This is a genomic window from Rhodococcus sp. Ni2 (assembly GCF_021352185.1).
Lineage (GTDB): Bacteria > Actinomycetota > Actinomycetes > Mycobacteriales > Mycobacteriaceae > Rhodococcus_F > Rhodococcus_F qingshengii.
This window is the reverse complement of the sequence record NZ_WOXZ01000001.1, coordinates 2,260,792-2,275,028: the sequence shown is the minus strand read 5'-3', so window position 1 is coordinate 2,275,028 and position 14,237 is coordinate 2,260,792. Positions and strand designations below refer to the sequence as shown.

Sequence of the window (14,237 nt, the reverse complement as noted above, 5' to 3'; positions counted from 1 at the left end):
GCCACATCCATGCGGACCCACTACCGACCAGACGCACCTACGTAGCCAAGATCGCCGGTCTGCGCCTCCCCACACCTGTAGTGGCTACACGGAGTACAAACAGCTGTCGGCTTCACCCTCCTCGGACGGTTCTGCGGACGATTCTGCAATCACACGTCGACATCGAACGTCGCATCATCTTCCTCGACTCCGGACGGCTCCCCGTCCCGAAGTCCTCCTCCAGCCTCGCGGAGCACCCTTCCAACAGCGAATTACATCGCGGTTCAGCGCTAAAGTCTCCGTGTCTCCGTTCCAACGAGACGGAGACGAACGCGTAGCCTTCATGATTAGGCTCACTGGCGGGTGCAGTCGGTGGCCCACAAACTGTTGAGGAGCTTCGGTCGGTATCAGTCTCGGTCAGTCCACCGTGATCGAGCCCCTCAACCTCCGAGAGGACACTCACCGAGCCAACCGGTACCATCGGTATTCGTAGAGACTGCAACAAGATTCACAACTGAACTACCGTCTTCCGAAAAAGATCGAGCTATTGGATGGCCGTCAGGAGTGCACGGCCGACAGAGGACCGACCGACGCCCAGTGTCGAAGCGATGGAGTCAAGACTCCTCCCTTGCTCGCGCAGTGCACGGGCGAGTTCAGTGCGTTCCGGGGTCATGACAGTCGGCCGGCCGCCGCGTCGACCTTGACGTCGGGCGGCTTCGAGGCCGGCGTGGGTACGTTCGACGATCATGCGGCGTTCCATTTGGGCAAGGGCTGCCATGATGTGGAAGAGAAATTCGCCGCCTGCGGTGGTGGTATCGAATCCTTCTGTGAGGGAACGGAATGCGATGCCGCGCTCACCGAGGTTGTGAACGGTGTCGATGACGTGGCGGACGGATCGTCCGAGCCTGTCGAGTTTCCAGACGACGAGGACATCACCGTCGTGGTCACGTAGGTAGTTCAGGCATTCGGTGAGCTGGGGGCGCTGCGTTTTGGAGCCGGATTCGTAGTCGGTGAAGATGCGGATCGCTCCGGCTTGGCGGAGTGCGTGTTCTTGCAGTTCGGGGTTTTGTTCGAGGGTGGAGACGCGGGCGTATCCGATGATGCTCACAGTCTCGGTCCTTCTGGTCTGCTGCTGTGTTGTGGGATGGTGCGGCTGTTCATGAGTTGGTGGTCGACCTCGGGGCTCCAGTGGGTGTGAAACTTGGTGGTGTCGAGGTCGGCTAGTTCCGGTTCCGGAGCGGCCGGCTTGGGGGCTGGCCGGATCTCGGTGGTCTGTGGGTCATGTTGTGGTGCTTCGGGTTTGATCTGGCTCGCCCAGGTATAGGTCTGTTCGGGCATGGTGTCGTAGTGCTCGATCATCGCCTGCCAGTGCGCGGGGAACGTCATGACGTTCTCGCGGGGTGCGGTGGCGATGGAGTCCATGGGCACTTCGGTGACAGGTTTGATCGCGGGTCGTAGGACGTCGGCGAGGATGGTTCCGCCGTCGATGTAGGCGAAGTTGCGGGCGGCTTGGACGGCGTCGGCGCTGAGTTCGCGCCATTCGATTGCCCATCCGACGTCGCGTGCGAGTTGGTCGAAGAAAACCCTTTGGGTGCGGGAGTTTCCGTCGACGAACGGGTGGACACTGGTGAGATCTCCCCAGTGTCCGGCGAGGTCCTGGACGAACGCTTCGTGGCTGTGGTGGTTGACGTAGACGCCGCTGTTGATGTCGGTGAACACCCGGTCGAGTTCGCCTGGGATGGCGGCGGGTGGGTCGTGGAGGATGCCGAGATCGCCTGGCGCGGTGTCGATGGTGCGGATTTCACCGGCCCATTCGTACAGGTCGCCGAGTAGGTGTCGGTGGATTGCTTGCAGGTGCGCGAAGTCGAAGTGTCCGTCGATCGGGTTCGCTGCCAATTCCGCCATTCGTGATCTCGTTGTTCATGGCGTTCCTTTCTGTCGTTTCCGGCGATTGTGCCTGGTAGCTCCGACACGGACCTACGGACGGGTTTTCAGAACAGAGTGTTTTGGGTTTGTGCGGCGGCGTTGTCGGTGCGTTTCTCGTAGGCGGTTGCGAGGGTTTGCGCGGTGGTGGGGCTGCATCCCATTTCGGTGCCGATGTCGTCCCAGCTGGCTCCGTGGTGGTGCAGTTGCCAGGCATCGTGTTCGTCGTCGCTCACGTTCAACCCTCCTCTTCGGCGGGTGTCTTGAGTTCTCGGCGGAGGCGTAGGGCTACGACGTAGTGGTAGACGGCAAGCCCGAGGAGGCTTGTTCCGGCGATGAGTGAAATGGTTGTTCCGCCGGTGAGGAAGATGATGCCTACGGCGAGGCTGATCAGCGCGACGACGGTGTGCGCTTTCCAGCCGGGTTTGCTGGTGTCTTTTTCGGTCGTCATGGTCGATTCCCTTTGTCGTTTGGGGCTTTTCGGAGGCTGGCGGCTTTGGTGAAGCTGTAGACGGAGGCGGTGAGGGCGATGATTCCGGCGGTGATCATGTGTTTGGTGCCGATGGTGAAGTCCAGGGCTGCGACGGCGAGCGCGAGGACTCCGAAGATGCTGTGTTTCAACACTCTCGGTTTGTTAGTCATGGGCGGCCTTCGCGGATGGCTGCGAGGCGTTGGGAGGCTGCGCGGCGTTCGCGGCCGATGCTGAGCAGGTGTTCGAACAGTTGGTCTTCGGGGAGTTCTTCGGCGGCTTGGGCGAGGGATCGTGCTGCTTCGCGGAATCCGCGCCGGTAGGCCTGGATGAGGACTGCGGCAATCTTGTGCTCGAGTTCAGCGGACGGGACGCCGATGGTGCTGATGTCGGTGAGTGCTTTGGTGATTTGTTTCCCGAGGTGCCCGCTGGTGCGTCCTTCCTGCTGCAAGGTGGCGAAGACATGGGCACTGTTGTGCGGTTTGCCGGAAGTGACTAGCTCCTCGATGGCGGTGAACAGTGCCGCGTTCACGGGCCGGTAGAAGTCTGCGCTGGTCAGAGCTGCGACGGCACGTTTCGCGCTCTCAGCCGGCGCCCAGAGCAGCGAGCACAGGAGTTGAGCCTCGACGTCGAGGGCGGTGCTGTACTCGCGAGGGGACTGAACCCGAGGTCTCCCCCACCGACGATGAACCGCCGTGCGGCGATTGCTGCGTGATAGGCGTGGTACGCGTTTCCGAGGATGCTGATCACGACAACGCTGACTGCAAGCGCTATGTAGAAGCCTCTGTCGCGATTGTTCATGTTGAGCTTGCTGATGATGACGATGGCGATGGTCGCGCCGAGGATTGCACTGTCGACGATCGCCGGGAAAATCCAGGTCAGGTGTTCGGGGATCAGCGCTTGCCTTGCAAGGTCGCGTTGTACGGCGAAGGAAAGTACGAATGCGCCGGTGGTGATGCCGAGTGCAATGACGATCGCGAGTGCGAGTGCGGCGAGCAATGCGCCTAGCTGGATACGGGCAGCCCGGAGGCTAAAGTCGTTCATGATCGGGTTTTTCCTTCCAAAGGTTCCCGGTCTGGAGCTTCGCCGGGTTGCCTCCTTGTGGGACCCCCATTTAGCTTTCCGTGTATGTCCGCATCTACGGATATACGTACATACGAAAAGGGTCAGCGTCGAGCGAGAACGTCACGTTTTACCCGTTACTGAGGGTTCGTCGGCCAACAGACGTTCAACCAAGACGACAAGAATCTCCTGGGCAGTCACCCGGGCAAGTCCCAAGTCTCTGACTGCTGGGAACGACGAAGCACTTCGTGCCGAACCACTCCGCCATGGGGTGAATGTCCGTTATCTTCCTCGGCAGTAGTTGCAATCTCCTGGCTGCTTGGCATCCCGCGCACGGATGCTGTCACCACGAAAGGGAGCACATCTGTGAATGGACCCGCAACGCCTACTCGTTTGTCCCGAACCACCGCAGCCCTCGGTGTCGGCGCGCTCGCTGCCGCGATCACCTTCGGCAGTGCAGTTGGTACTGCATCGGCCGACACTCCGGTCGCCGACTTCGGCAGTCTCTCGTTCTCGGTGACCAACGGTCCCGACAACACCATCTACGACATCAACGCCATCATCAATCTCCCACCCGGCACACTGCCGCCAGGGATGATGACCCCTCAGATCACTGCGCCCGCCGCGCCCCCTCAACCAGTCGGCGACCCGTTTGCGGGCACCGCATTGGACTTCGTTCTGAGCTTCATTCAGGCTGCGGCCAGATAGCCGACAACAAAAAACGAGGCTACGAACTCTTATGAGTTCGTGGCCTCGTCTTGTGGTGGGCGAAGGGGGACTTGAACCCCCACGTCCCGAAGGACACTGGCACCTGAAGCCAGCGCGTCTGCCATTCCGCCACTCGCCCGAGCAACGCCGAAACATTATCACGACAAACTTTGAAAGTTCTATTCGTGCAGTTCAGGGCACGAATCGATGAACACCGAGCACCCAAAAGCCCAGAACCGATACCATGCTGAAACAGCGGCCAGGTACTGCCGAAGCGACATTTGACAGTACCGTGGAACCTGTACAGCAGTTTGGACGACACGCGACAAGGCGGTGCCGGCGCTACTTGCCGAGCATTTTGCCGTCGTAGATGCGAGGCGAGAGGAGGGCCCGATGGGCATCGTGCAGCGTTTCGAACGAAAGCTCCAAGGAGCTGTCGGCGACGCATTCGCGCGGGTCTTCGGTGGTGGTGTTGTGCCGCAGGAAGTAGAGGCGGCGCTCCAGCAGGAGGCACGTGACCGCGTCGAGCACCTCGGCGGCGGAATCCTTCTCGCCCCCAACAACTACGTGATCACCATCAACAACTCCGATCACGAAGAGTTGGCAGCCGATCGCGAACTGACGACCAAGGCTTTCAGCCGACACCTGCAGGATTTCATCCGCGATCAGGGTTGGCAGACGTACGGCGACATCTCGGTCACCTTCGAGCCTTCGCCTACGCTCCACACCGGTCAGTTCCGCACCCGCGGAACCGTCGACCCGGATGGTGACGCCGAGCAGGCATCCCCGCCGTCGCATGTTCCGCAGGTTTCGTCGCGGCCTCCACAACGGCCGCCTCAGCGACCCGCACCGATTGTTCCCCCTGTTTCCAATCCAGTCCCGTCACAACCAGGAGCCGGCCCCATGACGCAGAACTCAGGCTACGAACCAAGCCGCGAACCGGCGGGTCGCCAGCCCGAACCGCAGCAGCCGGCACGGAACGGGTACTCCCACGACGACGGCGGTTACGCCGCTCCGCAGGGCCAGGAAGCGCCGTACCAGAACGGTTACGACCGCGGCGACGGTTACCGCACGGGCGACGACCAGCAGGGCTACAACCAGCAGCAGGGTGGCTACGACCAGCAGGCGTACCCGAACCCGCAGCAGCCGTACGAGCAGGCCGGTTACGACCAGCAGGGCTATGACCAGCAGGGCGCCAGCTACGACCAGCAGGGTTACCAGCAGCAGCCGTACGACCAGCAGGGCTACGGCCAGCAGGCGTACCAGGGTGGGTACGACCAGCAGGGCTACCAGCAGGGCGGTTACGACCAGCAGGGTTACCAGCAGCCGTACAACGGCCAGTCCTACGATCAGCCGGGCTACGACCAGCAGAGCTACCAGCAGGGCGGCTACGACCAGCAGGCGTACACACAGCAGCCGTACGAGCAGGCCGGCTACGAGCAGGGCGGCAACTTCGAGCAGACGCAGGCCTACCCGCAGCAGGGTTACGCCCAGCCGCAGGGTGGTTACGCACCGACGGCCCAGAGCCTGACGGCAACCCTGCAGCTCGAGGACGGCAGCGGACGCCACTTCCAGCTTCGCGACGGCAGCAATGTCATCGGCCGCGGCCAGGAAGCTCAGTTCCGCCTCCCGGACACCGGCGTCTCACGTCGCCACATCGACATCCGTTGGGACGGCCGCACCGCGATGCTGTCCGATTTGGGATCCACGAACGGCACCACCGTCAACGGAGCACCGGTCCAGGACTGGCAGCTGGCAGACGGCGACATCATTCGTGCAGGTCACTCGGAGATTCTGGTTCGCATTCTCTGAGCTGAGAAACGGACGCCAGGATTTTTCCGATAACAATCGAACATTCGGCGGTCCGTCGGCGCGCCGCCGTCACGCGGCTGTCAGTATCGTGATCTTCGGGGCCCAGAGCCCCCTATGATGCTGCCAGTCGACAATGCTCGAACCCCGCTGCGGCGGGGCTCGAGCCATAGAAGGAGGTGGACAGCCGTGCAGGGCCTGATTCTGCAACTCACACGGGCGGGCTTCCTGCTCCTACTGTGGCTGTTCGTCTGGGCAGTCCTCCGCACTCTCCGCTCCGACATCTATGCCGGCTCCGGGGTCAGGGTTCCGCCGCGGTACACCCGCGCCGGAAAGGTCCTGCCCTCGCTGGGCAAGGCGAAGGTGCCTCGGTACCTGGTGGTCACGCAGGGCGCCCTCGCCGGTACCCGCATCACCCTGGGTTCTCAGCCGGTCATGATCGGCCGCGCCGATGATTCGACGCTCGTTCTCACCGACGATTACGCGTCGACGCGCCATGCGCGGCTCTCGCAGCGCGGCGCCGACTGGTACGTCGAGGATCTCGGTTCGACCAACGGCACCTATCTGGACCGCGCCAAGGTCACCACTGCGGTGCGCGTGCCGCTGGGCACCCCGGTTCGCGTCGGCAAGACGGTAATCGAGCTACGCCCGTGACCCTTGTTCTCCGCTACGCGGCGCGCAGCGACCGCGGTCTCGTGCGCTCCAACAACGAAGATTCCGTCTACGCCGGTGCACGCCTGCTGGCCTTGGCCGACGGTATGGGCGGACACGCGGCCGGTGAGGTCGCGTCGCAGTTGATGATTGCCGCCCTGGCGCATCTCGACGACGACGAGCCCGGCGAGGATCTGCTCGGCAAGCTCGAGGCAGCCACCCGCGAGGGCAACGATTCCATCGCCGATCACGTCGAGGAAGAACCCGAACTCGACGGCATGGGCACCACGCTCACCGCGATCCTCTTCTCCGGCAGCAAGCTCGGCCTCGTGCACATCGGCGACTCGCGCGCCTACCTGCTGCGCGACGACCACCTGACGCAGATCACCCGTGACGACACGTTCGTTCAGTCGCTGGTCGACGAGGGCCGGATCACCGCCGAACAGGCACACACGCACCCGCAGCGATCCCTGATCATGCGGGCGCTGACCGGCAACGAGATCGAGCCGACGCTCACCGTGCGCGAAGCCCGCGCCGGCGATCGTTACCTGCTCTGCTCCGACGGCCTCTCCGACGTGGTCAGCGACGAGACCATCGAGAACACGATGCGCGAGGGCTCGCAGGAGCAGTGCGCCGACCGTCTCATCGAATTGGCGCTGCGCAGCGGCGGTCCCGACAACGTCACCGTCGTCGTCGCCGATGTCATCGACCTCGACTACGGCCAGTCGCATCCCATCGTCGCGGGCGCCGCGTCGACGGAAGAGGAAGAGGACGCCCCTCCCCCCAACACCGCTGCCGGCCGCGCCGCTGCCATGCGTCCGCCGCGCGCGACGCCCAAGCGAGTTGTCTCCCAACCCGAACCGGAACCGAAGAAGAAGCGGAACCGGTTGTGGTGGGTGGTCCTCGCCGTGGTGCTGATCGCGCTGGTCGGCGTCGGCGCCGTGATCGGCCGCGCCGTCATCCGCAACAACTACTACGTCGGCGAAGACAACGGTCGCGTGACGGTGCTGCGCGGAATCCCCGGTTCGGTGCTCGGCTACTCGCTGCAAGACGCGGATCTGGTGGGTTGCGTCGGCGACGACGACGTCCTGACCCTCGTCTCCCCCGACGCGATTCCCAGCAACTGCAACATCCTCGAAGTGACGGATCTGCAGCCGTCGGCGCAGGAGCAGGTGCGCGCCGGGTTGCCGTCCGGCAAGCGTGAGGATGCGCAGAGCCAGATGATCCGTCTCATCGGCGGCGATCTGCTGCCTCGTTGTGAGCCGATTCCGACGACGACGGCCACGCCCACTCCCCCGCCGGCACCGGAGACCACGCCGCCCCCCGCACCGCCCGGGGAGCCTGCTGCGCCGACGACGGCGGCACCCACGACTACGCCGACGCCGACCGACATTCCCGGTCAGACTTGCAGGACGGTCAACTGATGTCGTCCAACGCAGCTGCGGGGACGGCTTTTCCGAGTCCGCCCGGAGGTTTTGCCCCGGCGCCGGTCCAGTCGACCCGTCGAAACATGGAGCTGCTGCTCCTGGGCTTTGCCGTCATCATCACGACGGTCTCGCTTCTGCTCGTCGAGGCGAGCCAGGAACAGAAGATCACTCTCGATCTGGCCAAGTACGCGCTCGCGTACACGGGCTTGTTCCTGATCGCGCACTTGGCAATTCGGCGGTATGCGCCGTACGCCGATCCGCTGTTGCTCCCGATCGTCGCCCTGCTCAACGGCCTGGGTTTGGTGCTCATCCACCGACTCGACCTCGCCGACGAACAGACTGCGCTCTACAACGGCGTCGAGGCACCGTCACCGGATGCGAACCAGCAGGTCATGTGGACTGCACTGGCGATCACCGGTTTCGTGTTGCTGCTCGTGTTCTTGAAGGACTACCGCCTGATGGCGCGGTTCAGCTACACCCTCGGCCTCGCAGGTCTGGTGTTCCTGGCGATTCCTGCGATCCTGCCGGCGAAGTTCTCGAGCGTGAACGGCGCGAAGATCTGGATTCGCCTGCCCGGATTCAGCATTCAGCCAGGTGAGTTCGCGAAGATCCTGCTCATCATCTTCTTCGCGTCAGTGCTCGTCGCGAAGCGCGACCTGTTCACCTCGGCCGGTAAACACTTCCTGGGCATGGACTTTCCGCGGGCCCGAGACCTCGGTCCGATCCTGCTCGCCTGGATCGTCTCGGTGGGCGTTCTCGTCTTCGAAACCGACCTCGGTACGTCGTTGCTGCTCTTCAGCACCGTGCTGGTGATGCTCTACATCGCGACCGAACGTGTGGGCTGGCTGGTGATCGGCGGCGGACTGCTCGCCATCGGATTCTTCTTCGCCTACAAGATGTTCGGACACGTGCGCGTGCGCGTCGACACCTGGCTGGACCCGCTCGGCGACTACGCCAACACCGGGTATCAGATCTCGCAATCGCTGTTCGGCCTGGCCACCGGCGGTATCGCCGGAACAGGTCTGGGCAGTGGTCGACCCAACCAGGTGCCGTTCGCGAAGACGGACTTCATCATCGCGACCATCGGCGAAGAGCTCGGCTTGATCGGCCTGGCCGCTGTGCTGATGCTGTTCTTGCTTCTCATCGTCCGCGGCCTGCGTACGGCGTTGGCAGTGCGCGACAGCTTCGGCAAACTGCTCGCCGCCGGTCTGTCGTTCACCATCGCGATCCAGATCTTCGTTGTCGTCGGCGGCGTCACCAAGCTGATCCCGCTGACGGGTCTGACTACACCGTTCATGTCGTACGGCGGCTCGTCGCTGCTCGCGAATTACCTACTGCTGGCCATCCTCGTCCGGATCTCGGACGCGGCTCGTGCGCCGGTAGTGACGAAGAAGAAAGGTCCGCCCCCAATCGCTGACGCCAATACCGAGATGATGCCGCGCGTATGAACACTCCACTGCGCCGCGTCGCGATGGCCGTCATGGTGATGGTCGTCGCGCTCCTCGCCAACGCCACGTACGTACAGGTCATCAAAGCTGACGACCTGCGAGCCGACCCGCGCAACTCGCGGGTGCTGCTCGACGAGTACTCACGCCAGCGAGGTCAGATCTCGGCTTCCGGTCAGGTGCTTGCCGCCTCCCGCGCCACCGACGACCGGTACAAGTACCTGCGCGAGTATCCGAATCCGTACCCGTACGCACCGGTCACGGGCTTCTACTCGATGCAGTACGGCAGCGCCGGCCTCGAGCGCACCGAAGATCCGATTCTCAACGGCTCGGACAACCGGTTGTTCAGTCAGCGCTTCTTCGACCTGGTGTCCGGACGCGATCCGCGCGGCGGCAACGTCGTCACGACGCTCAATCCGGCCATGCAGCAGGTGGCGTACGACCAGCTGACCAGCAAGGGTTACACCGGTTCCGTCGTCGCGATCGAGCCGAGCACCGGACGCATCCTGACGATGGTCAGCACTCCGAGCTACGACCCGAACCTGCTTGCCAGCCACGACGGCGCCGAAACCACCAAGGCGTGGGACGAGCTCAATGCCGATCCCAACGATCCGTTGGTCAACCGCGCTATCTCGCAGACCTACCCGCCCGGTTCGACGTTCAAGGTGCTCACCACGGCTGCAGCTCTTGGCAACGGTGCGACGCCGGACGACCAGCTGACCGCGGCGCCGCAGATCACGCTGCCCGGCACCAGCACGACCCTCGAGAACTACAACGGCAGCACGTGCGGCCCCAACCCGACGGCGTCGTTGCGTGACGCGTTTGCGCGCTCGTGCAACACGGCTTTCGTCGAACTGGGCATCAAGGACGGCGCCGACGCCATCAAGGACGAGGCCAGCGCCTTCGGCATCGGACCCAACACTCCCGCGATCCCGCTGCCGGTTGCGGACAGCACCGTCGGCGACATCTCCGACGACGCGGCTCTCGGCCAGACCAGTATCGGCCAGCGCGACGTCGCGGTGACCCCGCTCGAGAATGCAGTGATCGCCGCTACCGTCGCCAACGGTGGTGTGCGGATGCAGCCCAACCTGATCTCCCAGTTGCAGGCACCGGATCTGACCGATCTCAGTACGCCGTCACCGGTGTCGATGGGTCAGGCGATCTCGCCGGCAGTTGCGGCAACGCTGACCGATCTGATGATCGGCTCGGAGAACTTCACCGGCGGCGACGGCAAGATCCCCGGCGTTCAGATCGCGTCCAAGACCGGTACCGCCGAGCACGGCGTGAATCCGCGGGAAACTCCGCCGCACGCCTGGTACATCGCTTTTGCACCGGCGCAGAATCCGACGGTCGCCGTGGCCGTCATCGTCGAGAACGGTGGTGACCGCGGACTTGCCGCTACCGGTGGCTCGGTTGCTGCGCCGATCGGTCGTGCAGTCATCGCAGCCGGAATCCAAGGGGGCTGAACCGTGGCGTTGAACAACGGCGCTTTGATCGCCGATCGTTACCGATTGATCCGTCTCATCGCCACCGGTGGGATGGGTCAGGTGTGGGAAGCCACCGACTCCCGGCTCAACCGTCGCGTCGCCGTCAAGGTACTCAAGTCCGAGTTCTCTTCCGATCCGGAGTTCTTGGAGCGCTTCCGCTTCGAGGCCCGCACCACCGCACAGCTCAACCATCCCGGTATCGCCGGAATCTACGACTACGGCGAGACCCGCGACAGCTCGGGTGATTCCACGGCGTACCTGGTGATGGAACTCGTCAACGGTGAACCGCTCAACGCTGTCCTGGCACGCGTCGGCCGCCTGGCGGTTCCGCATGCCCTCGACATGCTCGAGCAGACCGGCCGCGCCCTGCAGGTCGCACACGACGCCGGTGTCGTGCACCGCGACGTGAAGCCGGGCAATATCCTCATCACGCCTACTGGCCAGGTGAAGATCACGGACTTCGGCATCGCCAAGGCCGTCGAGAACTCTCCTGTCACGCGCACGGGAATGGTGATGGGCACCGCCCAGTACATCGCGCCCGAGCAGGCTCTCGGTCAGGACGCGACCGCGGCGAGTGACGTGTACTCGCTGGGAATCGTCGGATACGAAGCACTTTCGGGTCGACGCCCGTTCACCGGTGACGGCGCGCTGACCGTCGCGATGAAGCACGTGCAGGAAACCCCGGCTCCGATGCCGGCCGACCTGCCGCCGAACATCCGCGAGCTCATCGACATCACGTTGACCAAGGATCCGGCCGGCCGCTACGCCAGTGGCGGCGAGTTCGCCGACGCCGTTGCAGCCGTTCGGGCAGGAAGGCGTCCACCGCCGCCCGGTCTGCTCGCCACCGGTGCCGCGAGCGCGTTGCCGGCAACGGGTGCCACGCAGGTCATGCCGCCGACGTACGCGGGTCCGGTGACGGGCGCCGCTGCTGCGGACGACGCGGCAGCCGGCGGACTGACCAGTGGGCAGAAGGCCGTGGCGTGGGCCGGCGGCGGATTGATCTTGTTGGCGTTGATCATCGGCGGAGTCTGGATCGCAACCGACGGTCCGAGCGACCCGACGCCGCCCGTCGTCACGTCCACGACATTGCCGACCACGACGACGACCAAGCCCACCACGACGACGACTCGGCCGACAACGACGACCACCGAGCCGACAACAACGACGACTCGGCCGACGACAACCACGACCGAGCCGACAACCACCACGACAACGCCGACCACGACAACAACAACTCCGACGACCACAACCACCACCACGACGACAACGACGACCACAACGACCACTGAGCCGTTGGCGGATCCCGGAGACGCTGAAGAACCGCTAGGACAAGACCAATGACGACACCCCGCAATCTCTCCTCCCGCTACGAGCTGGGTGAGATTCTCGGCTTCGGCGGAATGTCCGAGGTTCACCTGGCGCGCGACCTCCGACTCAGCCGCGACGTCGCGATCAAGGTGCTGCGTGCAGACCTCGCGCGCGATCCCACGTTCTACTTGCGGTTCCGTCGTGAGGCGCAGAACGCTGCTGCGCTGAACCATCCGGCGATCGTGGCCGTCTACGACACCGGTGAAGCCGAGACCGACGCCGGGCCGCTGCCGTACATCGTCATGGAGTACGTCGACGGCGACACGTTGCGTGACATCGTGCGCAGCACCGGGCCGATGGCTCCGCGCAAGGCGATGGAAGTGATCGCGGACGTCTGTGCCGCTTTGGACTTCAGCCACCGCAACGGCATCGTGCACCGCGACGTCAAGCCCGCCAACATCATGATCAACCGTGCCGGCGCCGTGAAGGTGATGGACTTCGGTATCGCCCGTGCCATTTCCGACGCGTCGAGCCCGATGACGCAGACGGCCGCCGTGATCGGCACCGCTCAGTACCTCTCGCCGGAGCAGGCGCGAGGTGAGCAGGTGGACGCGCGTTCGGACGTGTACTCGCTCGGTTGTGTGCTGTTCGAGATTCTGACGGGCGAGCCGCCCTTCAAGGGTGATTCACCGGTCGCCGTGGCGTACCAGCATGTTCGTGAAGATCCGCAGACGCCGTCGGAGATCAATCCCGACATTCCGCGCGAGCTGGATTCGATCATTCTCAAGGCAATGAGCAAGAACCCGGCCAACCGCTACCAGAGCGCCGGCGACATGCGCAGCGACTTGGTACGCGTTCTGGGCGGTCAGCGTCCGAGTGCGCCGATGGTGATGAACGACGAGGACCGCACCACCATCCTCGGCGCCGTCGGCTCCGACACCGGGAACTACCGCACTGCTCCCGATCCGGTCGAGCCGGTTGCTGCGAGGACAACTCGCGCCGCCGAGCCGCCTGCCAAGAAGAAGGGCGGACGCTACGCCCTGATGGGCATCGCGGCGCTTCTGGTGATCGGTCTGGTGACGTTCTTCCTCATTCGGGTGAACTCGCCGAAGGTCGAGATGGTGACCGTTCCGGGTGACCTGACCAACCAGCCCGCCGACGTCGCCGAGGCGACGCTGACCAACGCCGGATTCCAGGTGGAGCGTCAGCAGAAGACGGACAAGGTGATCGCCGCCGGAAACGTCATCACGACGCGTCCGGTTGCCGGGGTGCGCATCGAGAAGGGCAGCACCGTCACCATCGACGTGTCCACCGGCCCCGAGCAGGTCGCGATCCCACGCCTGACCGGGCTGAGCCAGGACGACGCGGAGAAGAAGCTCAACTCCGTCGGACTCCGACTTGATCCGACCATCGGCAAGGCGGCATCGACCGTCGCCGAGGTCGACAAGATCGTCAATCAGGATCCTGCCGTCGGAGTGTCGGTTGTTCTCGATTCCGCGGTCTCGATCACCGTCGGCACCGGACCGGAGCAGGTTCGTGTCCCGGACGTCACCGGTCAGCGTGAAGAGGTGGCGAGGCCCAACATCGAAGGTGCCGGGTTCGTCGTCCAGATCACGGAGATCGATTCGGGTCTGCCGAAGGGACAGGTCGTTTCGACCGACCCGACCGGCGGCACGTCGGCCACCAAGGGTTCGACCGTGACGCTGCGAGTATCCAACGGCAACCAGGTCGCGATGCCTGATCTGACCAACAAGACGGTGTCGGAGGCGTTGAGCACGCTTCGCGCAGCCGGTTGGGCGGGAACCGCTTCGCAGCTGGTTCAGAACCAGAGCACGACGCTCACCCCGGAAATGGTGGGCAAGATCGTCTCGCAGACCCAGCCTCCGGGCTCGGAGATCTCCAAGGACGCGGTCATCACCGTCAGCGTCGGAGCGCTCGGAATCCCCGGCCGCTAGCAAAGTGAAAAAGT

14 protein-coding genes, 1 tRNA gene and 1 pseudogene are annotated in these 14,237 nt (G+C 64.1%); 8 read left to right on the top strand and 8 right to left on the bottom strand.

What is annotated here, in order from left to right; genetic code table 11:
- Positions 1 to 523 precede the first annotated feature (523 nt).
- The 7 genes and pseudogenes from GN300_RS11110 to GN300_RS11080 all read right to left on the bottom strand — a co-directional run.
- Positions 524 to 1,087 (bottom strand): recombinase family protein, encoded by a 564-nt coding sequence (locus GN300_RS11110; protein WP_054781726.1) that lies wholly within the window; start codon positions 1,085 to 1,087, stop codon positions 524 to 526.
- A complete protein-coding gene (locus GN300_RS11105; RefSeq protein ID WP_063315327.1) occupies positions 1,084 to 1,884 on the bottom strand; it encodes a Fic family protein in 801 nt (266 codons plus the stop codon). The genes GN300_RS11110 and GN300_RS11105 overlap by 4 nt, the downstream gene beginning before the upstream one ends.
- Before the next feature lie 86 nt (positions 1,885 to 1,970).
- Positions 1,971 to 2,138, bottom strand: a complete 168-nt coding sequence (locus GN300_RS11100; RefSeq protein ID WP_165638552.1) for a hypothetical protein — start codon at positions 2,136 to 2,138, stop codon at positions 1,971 to 1,973.
- 2 nt (positions 2,139 to 2,140) lie between these two features.
- Positions 2,141 to 2,353, bottom strand: a complete 213-nt coding sequence (locus GN300_RS11095) for a hypothetical protein (protein WP_054781723.1) — start codon at positions 2,351 to 2,353, stop codon at positions 2,141 to 2,143.
- Positions 2,350 to 2,526: a hypothetical protein gene (locus GN300_RS11090; RefSeq protein ID WP_172403474.1), complete on the bottom strand. Its 177-nt coding sequence runs from the start codon at positions 2,524 to 2,526 to the stop codon at positions 2,350 to 2,352. Before GN300_RS11090 ends, GN300_RS11095 begins: the two co-directional genes overlap by 4 nt.
- 14 nt (positions 2,527 to 2,540) lie before the next feature.
- A complete protein-coding gene (locus tag GN300_RS11085) occupies positions 2,541 to 2,975 on the bottom strand; it encodes a DnaB-like helicase N-terminal domain-containing protein (protein ID WP_233405638.1) in 435 nt (144 codons plus the stop codon).
- A 44-nt stretch (positions 2,976 to 3,019) separates the two neighbouring features.
- Positions 3,020 to 3,415: pseudogene (locus tag GN300_RS11080) on the bottom strand (DUF2637 domain-containing protein); the annotation flags it as partial.
- A gap of 384 nt (positions 3,416 to 3,799) precedes the next feature.
- Between GN300_RS11080 and GN300_RS11075 the strand changes: the two are divergent.
- Entirely contained in the window at positions 3,800 to 4,141 is a 342-nt protein-coding gene (locus tag GN300_RS11075) for a hypothetical protein (protein WP_063315328.1), read from the top strand.
- A 53-nt stretch (positions 4,142 to 4,194) separates the two neighbouring features.
- On the opposite strand, the gene GN300_RS11070 is transcribed toward GN300_RS11075, so the two are convergent.
- Positions 4,195 to 4,280 (bottom strand) — tRNA-Leu (locus GN300_RS11070).
- Between the two features lie 254 nt (positions 4,281 to 4,534).
- Here GN300_RS11070 and GN300_RS11065 point away from each other — a divergent pair.
- The 7 genes from GN300_RS11065 (at position 4,535) to pknB (ending at position 14,223) form a co-directional block, all read left to right on the top strand.
- On the top strand, positions 4,535 to 5,953 hold the full coding sequence (locus GN300_RS11065; RefSeq protein WP_063315329.1) for an FhaA domain-containing protein: 1,419 nt from the start codon (positions 4,535 to 4,537) through the stop codon (positions 5,951 to 5,953).
- A 186-nt stretch (positions 5,954 to 6,139) separates the two neighbouring features.
- A complete protein-coding gene (locus GN300_RS11060; protein ID WP_003943418.1) occupies positions 6,140 to 6,604 on the top strand; it encodes an FHA domain-containing protein in 465 nt (154 codons plus the stop codon).
- Entirely contained in the window at positions 6,601 to 8,025 is a 1,425-nt protein-coding gene (locus tag GN300_RS11055) for a PP2C family serine/threonine-protein phosphatase (RefSeq protein WP_007735776.1), read from the top strand. The genes GN300_RS11060 and GN300_RS11055 overlap by 4 nt, the downstream gene beginning before the upstream one ends.
- Entirely contained in the window at positions 8,025 to 9,476 is a 1,452-nt protein-coding gene (locus GN300_RS11050) for an FtsW/RodA/SpoVE family cell cycle protein (RefSeq protein WP_007735775.1), read from the top strand. The genes GN300_RS11055 and GN300_RS11050 overlap by 1 nt, the downstream gene beginning before the upstream one ends.
- Positions 9,473 to 10,939, top strand: coding sequence for a penicillin-binding protein 2 (locus GN300_RS11045; protein ID WP_007735774.1), 1,467 nt, complete (start codon positions 9,473 to 9,475; stop codon positions 10,937 to 10,939). Before GN300_RS11050 ends, GN300_RS11045 begins: the two co-directional genes overlap by 4 nt.
- A gap of 3 nt (positions 10,940 to 10,942) precedes the next feature.
- The gene (locus tag GN300_RS11040; protein ID WP_063315330.1) at positions 10,943 to 12,301 is read left to right on the top strand and encodes a protein kinase; all 1,359 of its coding nucleotides are present in this window, start codon (positions 10,943 to 10,945) and stop codon (positions 12,299 to 12,301) included.
- Positions 12,298 to 14,223 (top strand): Stk1 family PASTA domain-containing Ser/Thr kinase, encoded by a 1,926-nt coding sequence (gene pknB / locus GN300_RS11035; protein ID WP_007729221.1) that lies wholly within the window; start codon positions 12,298 to 12,300, stop codon positions 14,221 to 14,223. The genes GN300_RS11040 and pknB overlap by 4 nt, the downstream gene beginning before the upstream one ends.
- Positions 14,224 to 14,237: the final 14 nt, after the last annotated feature.

Bases quoted from the DNA above. Each gene is read 5' to 3' on its own strand.
- GN300_RS11105 (WP_063315327.1), bottom strand. From the start codon at position 1,884: ATGGCGGAATTGGCAGCGAACCCGATCGACGGACACTTCGACTTCGCG.
- GN300_RS11095 (WP_054781723.1), bottom strand. From the start codon at position 2,353: ATGACGACCGAAAAAGACACCAGCAAACCCGGCTGGAAAGCGCACACC.
- GN300_RS11065 (WP_063315329.1), top strand. From the start codon at position 4,535: ATGGGCATCGTGCAGCGTTTCGAACGAAAGCTCCAAGGAGCTGTCGGC.
- GN300_RS11050 (WP_007735775.1), top strand. From the start codon at position 8,025: ATGTCGTCCAACGCAGCTGCGGGGACGGCTTTTCCGAGTCCGCCCGGA.
- GN300_RS11045 (WP_007735774.1), top strand. From the start codon at position 9,473: ATGAACACTCCACTGCGCCGCGTCGCGATGGCCGTCATGGTGATGGTC.
- pknB (WP_007729221.1), top strand. From the start codon at position 12,298: ATGACGACACCCCGCAATCTCTCCTCCCGCTACGAGCTGGGTGAGATT.